Below are 11280 nucleotides of genomic sequence, written 5' to 3' on the forward strand. Positions count from 1 at the left end.
CAACGAAGTAGGCGTAAACCTCAAACAGGGATATAACGGCGACATTTCCGCAAGAGAAGCAGGTTCTGTAGGCGGTCAGATGGTTAAAAAGATGTTACCCGTACGAAATAAGTCTTACATACGCAATAACCGCAATGTAGAGGGACACCGTCAGGAGGTTACGTATCAGGTAAGAGTAACCTATTAAAAACGGCTTGTTTATCGCATTTTTAAGATTAAATTAAGTAAAAAACACCACTCCCCGAAAGGCAGCAATCAGCCTCAGCCTTTCGGGGATATTTTTATAAAATCTGACACCAATAATAATTATATGATGATACACCTGCGAAATCCGAAAAAAACAATGTGGTTTTGCAAATATATTACTTAACCTTAAATGATATGGTAACCAGTGAAGAAAACTATATTAAAAACTTTGGTGTGATTTATCTTTAATCGCTTGATATTATTTTTGATTGCGAATATAATAAAAATATAAACCGTCAGATTATTGGAGAGCTTGTAATGACATATGAAGAAATTAAAAATATAATATCACAGGGCGAAGGGATGAATATTGAGTTTAAGAAATCCACAACCGATATTACTAAAGATGTTTATGAAACCGTTTGTGCGTTTTCAAACCGTGAGGGCGGTCATATTCTGCTCGGTGTTAAAGATGACGGTACGGTTATCGGAGTGGACAGAAACCGTGCAGAGAGGATTAAGAGCGATTTTGTTACATCAATAAATAACCCGAATAAAATGTATCCTCCGCTTTACCTGACGATTGAAAGTATTGAATATGATGATAAGCTGATTATTTATATTTTTGTCCCCGAGAGTACGCAAGTTTGCCGTTGCGGCGGCAGGATTTTTGACAGAAACAACGATTCGGATATAGACATAACCAATTCAGGAGATTTGGTTTTTAAGCTGTATTCAAAAAAGCAGGGCACATATTTTGTAAATAAAGTTTTCACTTGCTTTACAATGGATGATCTGCGTTCCGATATAATTGACAGAGCAAGAAGATTGTCAAGACTGAGAAATAAAAATCATCCGTGGCTTACTATGACTGATGAAGAAATACTGCGCAGTTCAGGCTTGATTCTTAAAGACAGTGAAAAAGGCGTTGACGGACTGACACTTGCGGCGATACTTCTTTTTGGTAAGGATGAAACTATAATGGCGGCTTTGCCGCAACACAAAACAGATGCGATTTTCAGAACCAAAAATACAGACAGATATGATGACCGTGATGTTATTATTACGAATTTATTTGATACCTTTGACAGGCTTATGGAATTTGGCAAAAAGCATTTGAATGATCCGTTTATTCTTGAGGGAGTACAAGCTGTAAGTGCAAGAGATGCAATTTTAAGAGAAATTTTCTCGAACAGTCTTGCGCATCGTGATTATTCCACAGGTTATGTAGCAAAATTTGTTATTGAGAAAGACAGGATGTACACGGAAAACGGAAATCTGTCTCACGGTCATGGTGAGTTGAAACTCGACAGGTTTGAACCGTTTTCTAAGAACCCGCCCATTGCAAAGGTGTTTAGAGAGGTGTCGCTTGCCGATGAGCTCGGATCGGGTATGCGAAATACTTATAAATACACAAAGATGTACTCAGGCGGAGTTCCTGAATTTATCGAGGGTGATGTATTTAAGACAATAATTCCTCTATCCTCTGCGGCAACGAGTATGGTGGGACCTGATGGCAACCAAGATACCCCACAAGATAACCTACAAGACACCCTACAAGACACCCTACAAGAAAAGGTAATTCAAGTTGTATATGAGAAAATAATTGAATTCTGTATTGAACCAAAAAGTAAAAGAGAAATTGTTGAGCATTTTGGCTTGAAGGATATCCGGGAATTTACAAACAGATATATTAAACCACTGCTTGAAAGCGGAAAACTAAAAATGACTATACCGGATAAACCCACAAGCCGATATCAAAAATATGTGACTAAAAAGTAAAACATAGTTTTTAGTAATTATAATTTGCCGAGCAAGAGAGTAATATTGCTTGGCAAATTTATATTTATCAAAGAATTTTTGAAAAAATTTAAAATTTCCCTGATTTTGTCCGGATCTTGTCACAGTCGGTTTGTTATGATATAGACACAATAAAGAAACAAACGAAAGGAGGAAAAGAGAATGATTGCTTATCTCGGAAAGCGTTTCTACAATTGGATGCACTCATTATTTTAAGCAAAATCACCACAAATTCAGATAACAGAAAAAGTAAAAAACTTTTCAAAATCACAAAAATTTGTTCGCATCTTGTCACAGTAGGTATGGTAAGATAAAGACACAATATAGAAACAATCGAAAGGGGAAAAGAGAATGACTTATTATTTCGTAAGATTTTTTGTCAATTGGGATGGACTCATTTATTAAGATAAAAACACAACGAAATACGAATGTTACAATAGATGAGGATTTGTAAATCAAAGGTCGGGTAATTCACAACGGATACCCGACCTTATTTTATGCTGAATTATGATAAACTGCGTTGTTTATCTTGAAAACTCTCTAAAAATACCTATAATTAAAGTATAGAATAAATCAGGTGCAGAGTTATGGATAAATTTGATGTTTTAAGAAAATACTTCGGATATTCCTCGTTCAGAAAAGGTCAGGAAGAAATGGTTGATTGCCTGTTGTCGGGCAGGGATGCTCTCGGCATAATGCCGACGGGTGCAGGCAAGTCTATATGCTATCAGGTTCCTGCAATTATGTTTGGCGGTGTTACTATTGTTGTTTCTCCGCTGATTTCATTGATGAAGGATCAAGTAAATGCTCTTGTTCAGCAGGGCGTGAAGGCGGCTTATATCAACAGCTCATTAACCGATACACAATATGACAAGGTGTTGAAAAATGCGGCTTTGGGAATTTATAAAATAATTTATGTCGCACCCGAACGGCTGGAGTCAGTCAGTTTCATTAATTTATGCAGAAGAATAAAAATTTCAATGGTCGCCGTTGATGAGTCGCACTGCGTTTCGCAGTGGGGACAGGATTTCCGTCCGAGCTATCTTAATATTAACAAATTCATTTCTATGCTCCCGAATCGTCCAATAATCGGAGCTTTTACGGCAACCGCTACGGATGAAGTAAAAAAGGATATTATAAACATTTTACAGCTTGAAGATCCTGCCGTTGTAACTACGGGCTTTGACAGACCGAATCTGTTTTTCTCCGTTTTAAGACCTGCCAAAAAGGATAACAGGCTTATTGAACTGATAAAAGAACGCAGGGACAAGTCGGGAATTATCTATTGTTCAACGAGAAAAAAGGTCGAGAGCGTTTGCGATTTGCTTATCAAAAACGGCTTTCCGGCAACACGCTATCACGCAGGCTTGAGCGACGAGGAGCGCATTAAAAATCAGGACGATTTTGTCTATGACCGCAAACCGGTTATGGTTGCGACAAATGCGTTCGGAATGGGCATAGATAAGTCGAATGTATCATATGTAATTCATTACAATATGCCGAAGAATATCGAAAGCTATTATCAGGAGGCAGGCAGAGCAGGACGTGACGGTCAGGAGGCAGATTGTATTTTGCTTTACGGAGCAGGAGATGTGCAGACCTGTCGATACTTTATCGAAAACACCGAGCCGAATCCGCAGCTTACACCCGAACAGAACGAGATGTTCAAGAAGAGGGAGGAAGAACGTTTAAAGCATATGATTTTCTATTGCAGGACAAGCGACTGCCTGCGTAATTATATGCTCAGATATTTTGGAGATGGAGCAGAGGAAAACTGCGGAAAATGCTCAAACTGTCTGACAAAGTTTGAAACGGTAGATGTTACGATAGAAGCGCAGAAAATCCTTTCCTGCATAATCAGAACAGGACAGAAATTCGGCGCAGCAATGATAGTCGATGTTCTGCGAGGAAAGATAAATGACAGAATAACATATTTCGGACTTGATAAGCAATCCACTTTTGGCATAATGAAGGACTCAAAACCGACAGAAATAAAGTACATAATCGAAAAGCTGGAAGAACAGGGATATATCATATCAGTAGGAGCAGGCAAGCCGATACTCAGAGTAACAGAAATGAGCTATCCCGTACTCAAGGGCAAAGCTAAAGTAAAGGTCAAGAAAACTGTCAGAATTAAAACCAAAGAGAAAACTGTCGAGGAAACAGTTAATATTTCTCTGTTTGATACTCTTAAGCAAATCAGGTACGAGATTGCAAGCCAAAAGGGTGTTCCTGCATTTCTGATTTTTTCGGACGCATCACTTATGGATATGTGCAGAAAACTTCCCGTAACACCCGAAGAATTTTTATCAGTCAACGGTGTAGGTGACAACAAGCTGAAGCAATACGGCGACCGTTTTATATCAGCAATTGCCGAGTATAAAGCAACAGGTGTTGAAAATACAGACGAACAAGATAGTCAAAACAACATCGAAAAAACACAAGAAAGCGAAGTTAATTATGCCTATAAACCTTGGTCGGAAAAGGAAGTAGAAAAATTAAGATTTGAATACGAAGTAGGAATCCCGATAGACAAAATCGCCAAAAACCACGGCAGAACAAACGAAGATGTCAGAAGCAGACTCAAAAAAGAAGGATTAATTGAAGAATAGCTGTGGCTAATTTGATATTCTTTTATATGGTTATCCCTTTTAGTAAGCTAGGCAAAGTCCTGCTAAATGGACACTTCTTTTGATAAAATAGAAGTAGAAGTTTACGAAAAGTGGCAAAAACATGAAAAAACAACAACGTTTATCAATAATAGAATTCGCAAAGAAGTTTTCAACCGATAAGAAATGCAGAGAGTATCTTTTTCAGAAGAAGTGGAAAAACGGCTTTGTATGTCCTAAGTGCGGAAGTTTCCATTATTGCGAATTGTCAAACGGGTTATACCAGTGTAATGATTGCCATCATCAAACATCTGTAACGGCCGGAACAATTCTGCACCGAACTCACGTTCCTCTGACAAAGTGGTTTTTGGCTTTCTACTTTGTTACTCAGGATAAGCGTGGTGTTTCTGCGGTTCAGCTATCAAAAACTCTTGATGTAACCTACAAAACAGCATGGTATATGATTAAACGGATTCGCTGTGCTATGAAGCAACGTGATATTAATTGCATGTTGCTCGGCACAATCGAATTTGATGATACATATATCGGCGGTCCTACAGTCGGTAAAAAACGTGGCATAGGTACTGAAAAATCAAAAGTATTTGTTGCAGTATTTATTGATAAAAAAGGTCGTCCAAAGTACTTGAAGATGCAGACAACCGATAATATTCAACAAAGGTCTGTAAGGAAATTTGCTCAAGCGAATATCCAAGCTGAAGCAACAATTATCAGTGACGTTTATCGCAGTTATATTCCTGCTCTTAAGGACTACAAGCACGAACACGGCGTATATAATCCCGATGCCGGAATGTTACATTGGCTTCATACGATGATTGGCAATGCCAAAGTTTTCATTCTTGGAACCTATCACGGCTTACCTAAGAAAAACCTACAGGAATACCTTGACGAATTCTGCTATCGTTTTAATCGTCGCCATTTCCCCAATTTGTGCGACAGATTAACTAACGCTATTGCACTTTCATCGTTTGCGGACTAAAAGGGATAACCAGATTAAGATATATTTAAATGTTACATTAAATATTTTACTCTTAAAATAAAGGTATACAAAAACTAGTAGATTTATCTACATAAAATGTTGAAATTCGTTGAAAGTGATAAAAAATAATGTTATACTAATAATATATTTGTTATCAGGAGATGGCTTTTATGGATAATTTTACTTGGATAGATTTTTATGTGGAATTGGCGGATAAACTCCGTGCCTATGTCGATGATAGAAAAATTCTGATTAATAAGATAATTTATATTTTTGATTCGATTAATATGAAATTACCAACTTTAGAAAAATAATATTTTAAATCAGATTCTTAAGACCACAATGAATATACTTGTTGCACACAATACTGTTAAGCCTGAACATAAGAGAGAGCTAAAAAAGTTGTTATTGTTTTTTTGACAATGTTGATATAGTTCCTTTGAAATTTGTTAATTGGAATACTTTATGTTTCAGGAGTAATAATCAAAGTTATGAAATGCTGATGTACATTTGCTATTTTGTTATGAATTCCCAACTGATGACTACAGAATCCGGCGAATATAGAATGATGTCTTTTAAAGAAGACTTAATGTCAAGATTGTATGAGAAATTTGTTTTTGAATATTACAGACAGCATTTTAGAGATACTTTTTATGTATCGTCAAAACAAATTCATTGGAATATTGAAGACGATTTGGGAATTCCGTTTTTGCCTCAAATGCAGTCTGATATTATGCTGATAAACAAAGCAAACGATAAAACTTTAATTATTGACACAAAATATTATTCTCATATTATGCAGACAAATTATGATACAAAATCATATCATTCAAATAATATGTATCAGATTTTTACCTATGTGAAAAATTATGATAAGAATAATACGGGAAATGTTTCCGGAATATTGCTTTATGCAAAAACAGATGAAACTGTCCTGCCTGATGAAAAGCCCTTTAAAATAGGCAGAAATAATTTTAGTGTAAAAACTCTTGATTTAAATACAGAATTTTCTGAGATATCAAATCGACTCAATGAAATTATAAAATTTATCTAGCAGAAATCTGACTGCGACAAAATGTATCCTCAATTAATAACATATAGGATGCTGACATCAAGTTATGGTAATGAAAAATTCACTTAAGGAGGGAATAATAATGCCAAAGGTGAAAACGGAATATGAAGTTGAGAAATTGTTTATTGAACGCCTTTGTGAAATAGGATATGAATACATTGAATTGAAAAACTATGATGAAGTTCTTGAAAACTTTCGTGAACAGATAGCTCTGTTTAATAAAGAGAAACTGATTGAGAAAAAGGGAGAAGCGTATCTGACAGATTCTGAGTTTTCCAGATTACTTACATATATAGATAATCATACTGTATATGAATCGGCAAAGATTCTGCGAGATCAGTATGTTCTTTTACTGGATAATAACGAAACAGTGTACATTGATTTTTTGAGCGATGATTCTACACGAAATATTTTTCAAGTTACACATCAAGTGACAATGGATCCGGCTCATAAGGATGATGTGGTATATAAAAATCGCTATGATGTGACAGTCATCATTAATGGATTGCCGCTAATTCAGATAGAGCTGAAACGACCGGGTGTTGAAATAAATGAAGCCATTAACCAAATAAACCGATATCGTAAGTTTTCATTCAAGGGTATTTTTAGGTATTTACAGCTTTTCGTGGTTTCTAACAGTGTTCAGACAAAATATTTTTCAAATGAAAACGAAATGGCAGGCGGAGAATATAATCCAATCCTGAAAAGCTTGGTTTTCTTCTGGACAGATGAATATAACGAACGAATCAATAAGCTCTTTGAATTTACAGGTGACTTTTTTAGAAAGGTTGCCATTATTGATATGCTCTTGAAATATATGGTTGTAAAAATAACTGAGCCGGTTCTTATGGTTATGCGGCCATATCAGATATATGCTGTAAAAGCGGCAATGAAAAGAGTGTTGGAAGCAAACCGAGACGGATATGTATTTGCCTGTACAGGTTCGGGTAAGACGCTGACAAGCTTTAAACTTGCCCAGTTACTTCGGAATGAAAACAGGGTAGAAAAAGTAATCTTTCTGATTGATAGAAAGGATTTGGATGACCAGACCATTGACGAATATAACAGCTTTGAAAAAGATTGTGTTGACAGAACAGATAAAACATCGGTCCTTATTAAACAACTCAAAGAAAAAGATAGAAAGCTGATTGTTACCACAATTCAGAAGCTCGCTATTGCTGTGCGTAATTCTAAATATTCAGCACTTATGGATTCTTACCGGACACAAAAGGTCGTTTTCATAATAGACGAATGTCATAGAAGTCAGTTTGGAAAGATGCACGCCGATATCAAAAAACATTTTACCAATGCAAATTATATCGGATTCACCGGCACACCTATTTTTGAGGCAAATAAAGGTGCTGACGGTCGTACAACAGCGGATATTTTCAATGCAGGAAAGATGGATGCTTGTTTACATAAGTATATGATAAAAGACGCTATAGCTGACGGAAATGTTCTTCGTTTTTCTGTTGAATATCAAAGAACCATATGGGCAAATAAGATTTCGCATAAGGGTATTAATCCGGAATATATTGATAATCCTGAGTATTGCCGTCAGCATAATATTGACATAAATGAGCTTTACCATGATGAAGAGAGAATTGAAAAAATAGCTCGGCATATTATGGAGCATCATGAGCAGCATGTTCATCCGCAGGGCAAGGATATTTATACGGCACTATTTGCAGTCGATAAAATACCGACTCTGGGAAAATACTATGATTATTTTAAAAAGATTAACGAAGAACGTCCTGAAAATCAACGACTTCGTATTGCTGCAATATTCAGTTATGGTGCAAATGAAGATATGGATGAAGGGGGAGATGAGCATTCACGGGAACTGCTAGACCGCATTATGTCGGACTATAACAAAATGTTTGATACAGCATTTACAACTGATACATTCGATGCATATCGTAAAGATATTTCCAAACGTATGAAACAGAAGGATTTGCCGCAGATTGATATTCTTCTTGTTGTAAATATGTTCCTTACAGGTTTTGATGCAAAACCTTGTAATACATTGTATCTGGATAAAAATTTGGTGTGGCATACTTTGGTTCAGGCTTACAGCCGTACAAACCGTGTTGATAAGGTAACAAAACAGTTCGGTCAGATTGTAACATACAGAAATATCAAGAAAGCACAGGATGATGCTCTCCGTCTGTTCTCGGGTGATGGTGATCCGAATGAATACCTGCTTCAGAATTATGAATACTATGTGAATCAGTGGCTGAATCAGGTGCCAATATTGCGCAAAGTTGCGAGAACACCGGAAGAAGCCGGAAATCTGAAAAGTGAAGACACAATTCGAATGTTTATTTTGGCATTCCGACGTTTGTCGCAGACACTGGCTACATTAAAGACGTTTTCAAAATTTGATTGGAACGATCTTGCGGTTGCGTTGGATGAAGATGAATACGAAGAATTCAAAAGCTGGTATCTGTACTTTTATGACCAGACCAAACACAGAACCCCAAATGGAAAAATACCTGTTCCTGTAGATGTTGATTTTGATATCGAACTTGTCAGAACTGACAGAATTAATGTTGTCTATATATTGAACCTTTTAAAAAATGTGCATAAGGATAGCACTCCCGAGGAAAAACGGCGAGATGTAGATTTGATTTTAAGGGAAATTGAAAGATCCGATAATGAATCTATGCGTTTCAAAAAAGATTTGATGATAGCGTTCATTCAAACGAGATTTTTCGATTTGTCTCCTGATGCTGATATTCAGAAAGAATACGAGCAATACGAGAGAGATTCATTGAATTCAGAGATAGAAGAATTTGCTTATACAAATAATCTGGATGAGGGAATCGTGTTTGATCTTTTTTCTGAATACAGCTTCAATGGTTATATTACGGATGAGGAAATTCGTAATAAGGTGAGTTGTTTGAATCTTGGGCTACTCAAATTGACTTTATTAATTGAAGATTTAAAGGAATTTATTGTTGAAACCTATAGAAAATACAAGGCAGAGGGAGAATAATTATGACGGAGAAAAATACATATCAGAGTCAGGCAAATGAGCTTTCAAATAAATTATGGGCAATTGCTAATGATCTTCGCGGAAATATGGATTCCAGTAAGTTTAAAAATTATATTTTGGGTATTATTTTCTATAGATATTTGTCAGAGCGAACAGAGTCATATATGAATGATTTACTTAAGAACGATGGAATCACATATGAGGAAGCTTATGCGGATGAGAAATTTCGATCAACAGTAGAGAAATGGTCGGTGAATAGTCTTGGTTATATTATGAAACCACAGTACCTTTACAGGAATCTGATAGACAAGATTAACAAGCGTTCTTTTTCGGTTGAAGATTTTGAAAAAGCAATCAGCGAATTGACCGGTTCTACCATGGGTCAAGAATCTGAACCGGATTTTACAGGGCTTTTTAATGATATGAAACTGCAAGACCCGGATTTGGGAGACGCTGTATCCGAGCGTACAGAACTTATTTCAAAGGTTATGTCACGTATTGCTGACATTGATTTTATGTTAAATGAATCACAGTTTGATGTTCTTGGCACAGCGTATATGATTTTGATTGGTTTATTTGCTTCAGATGCCGGAAAAAAAGGCGGAGAATTTTTTACACCCACGGGTCCGAGCAAACTCTGTGCAATTCTTGCGACAATCGGACTGGATGAAGCAAAAACGGTAGGAGATTGTACCTGTGGTTCAGCTTCTATGCTGTTGGAAGTTAAGAAGCACCTGAGCAGCGGCAAAGTAGGACATTTTTACGGACAGGAAAATAATGCCAGTACATACAACCTTGCTCGTATGAATATGCTGATGCACGACATAGAATATCAGCGGTTTGATATCTATAAGGGAGATACTTTGAAAAATGACTGCTATGGCGATGTGAAGATGACGGTTCAGGTTTGCAATCCGCCATATTCGCTTAAATGGTCGGCGGACAAGTCTTTTGAGGAAGATCCTCGTTATTCCGGCGCAGGGAAGCTTGCGCCTAAAAGCCATGCGGATTTTGCATTTTTAGAGCATATGATTTACCATATGGATCCCGATGACGGTCGTATTGCAGTGCTCCTACCGCACGGCGTATTATTCAGAGGCGGAGCTGAAGAGGTAATACGAAAGTATATTGTAAAAGACTTGAATAAACTGGATGCAGTAATTGGTTTACCTGCAAACCTTTTCCACGGCACATCAATTCCGGTTTGTCTTCTGGTATTAAAATCCAAGAGAAACGGAAATTCAGGAAATATTCTTTTTATTGATGCTTCAAAAGAATTTACACCGGGAAAGAACCAAAATACGCTTGAAGATAAGCATATCGAAAAAATAGTAAATGCTTATAAGGAGCGTAAGGATATTGATAAGTTCTGTCATGTTGCATTAATGGAAGAAATTGAAGAAAACGGCTACAATATGAACATTCCCCGTTATGTTGATACATTCGAGCCGGAACCGGAAATTGATTTGAATGAAGTTGCAGCGGAAATTCGCAAACTACAGGCTGAAATCAAAGATATTGACGCACAATTAAAACCATATTTTGACGAACTGGGACTTGATTTTCCGTTTGGCGAGGAGGGCAAATAATTATGGCAAAATTATCCTCAAGTAACGGT

The 11280-nt window shown here is 36.7% G+C and carries 8 protein-coding genes; all 8 read left to right on the forward strand.

The window, feature by feature from the left end; all coding sequences use genetic code 11:
- The coding region (locus RBATCC27255_RS00015) for an alpha/beta-type small acid-soluble spore protein (RefSeq protein ID WP_147639932.1) at nucleotides 1-187 on the forward strand (187 nt) is incomplete at its 5' end.
- 317 nt (nucleotides 188-504) lie between these two features.
- The gene (locus RBATCC27255_RS00020) at nucleotides 505-1968 is read left to right on the forward strand and encodes an RNA-binding domain-containing protein (protein ID WP_101028195.1); all 1464 of its coding nucleotides are present in this window, start codon (nucleotides 505-507) and stop codon (nucleotides 1966-1968) included.
- A 605-nt stretch (nucleotides 1969-2573) separates the two neighbouring features.
- Complete coding sequence (gene recQ, locus RBATCC27255_RS00025; protein WP_101028196.1) at nucleotides 2574-4598, forward strand: DNA helicase RecQ; 2025 nt, start codon at nucleotides 2574-2576, stop codon at nucleotides 4596-4598.
- A 121-nt stretch (nucleotides 4599-4719) separates the two neighbouring features.
- Nucleotides 4720-5592: an IS1595 family transposase gene (locus tag RBATCC27255_RS00030; protein ID WP_101028197.1), complete on the forward strand. Its 873-nt coding sequence runs from the start codon at nucleotides 4720-4722 to the stop codon at nucleotides 5590-5592.
- A 170-nt stretch (nucleotides 5593-5762) separates the two neighbouring features.
- Nucleotides 5763-5906, forward strand: coding sequence for a hypothetical protein (locus RBATCC27255_RS10330; RefSeq protein ID WP_169923183.1), 144 nt, complete (start codon nucleotides 5763-5765; stop codon nucleotides 5904-5906).
- A 125-nt stretch (nucleotides 5907-6031) separates the two neighbouring features.
- Entirely contained in the window at nucleotides 6032-6646 is a 615-nt protein-coding gene (locus RBATCC27255_RS00035; RefSeq protein ID WP_169923184.1) for a 5-methylcytosine restriction system specificity protein McrC, read from the forward strand.
- A gap of 100 nt (nucleotides 6647-6746) precedes the next feature.
- The gene (locus RBATCC27255_RS00040) at nucleotides 6747-9662 is read left to right on the forward strand and encodes a type I restriction endonuclease subunit R, EcoR124 family (RefSeq protein WP_101028199.1); all 2916 of its coding nucleotides are present in this window, start codon (nucleotides 6747-6749) and stop codon (nucleotides 9660-9662) included.
- A 2-nt stretch (nucleotides 9663-9664) separates the two neighbouring features.
- Entirely contained in the window at nucleotides 9665-11251 is a 1587-nt protein-coding gene (locus RBATCC27255_RS00045) for a type I restriction-modification system subunit M (RefSeq protein ID WP_101028200.1), read from the forward strand.
- Nucleotides 11252-11280 lie beyond the last annotated feature (29 nt).

Source organism: Ruminococcus bromii, assembly GCF_002834225.1.
Taxonomy (GTDB): domain Bacteria; phylum Bacillota; class Clostridia; order Oscillospirales; family Acutalibacteraceae; genus Ruminococcoides; species Ruminococcoides bromii.

Bases quoted from the DNA above. Each gene is read 5' to 3' on its own strand.
- RBATCC27255_RS00030 (WP_101028197.1), top strand. From the start codon at position 4,720: ATGAAAAAACAACAACGTTTATCAATAATAGAATTCGCAAAGAAGTTT.
- RBATCC27255_RS00045 (WP_101028200.1), top strand. From the start codon at position 9,665: ATGACGGAGAAAAATACATATCAGAGTCAGGCAAATGAGCTTTCAAAT.
- RBATCC27255_RS00040 (WP_101028199.1), top strand. From the start codon at position 6,747: ATGCCAAAGGTGAAAACGGAATATGAAGTTGAGAAATTGTTTATTGAA.
- RBATCC27255_RS10330 (WP_169923183.1), top strand. From the start codon at position 5,763: ATGGATAATTTTACTTGGATAGATTTTTATGTGGAATTGGCGGATAAA.
- recQ (WP_101028196.1), top strand. From the start codon at position 2,574: ATGGATAAATTTGATGTTTTAAGAAAATACTTCGGATATTCCTCGTTC.
- RBATCC27255_RS00020 (WP_101028195.1), top strand. From the start codon at position 505: ATGACATATGAAGAAATTAAAAATATAATATCACAGGGCGAAGGGATG.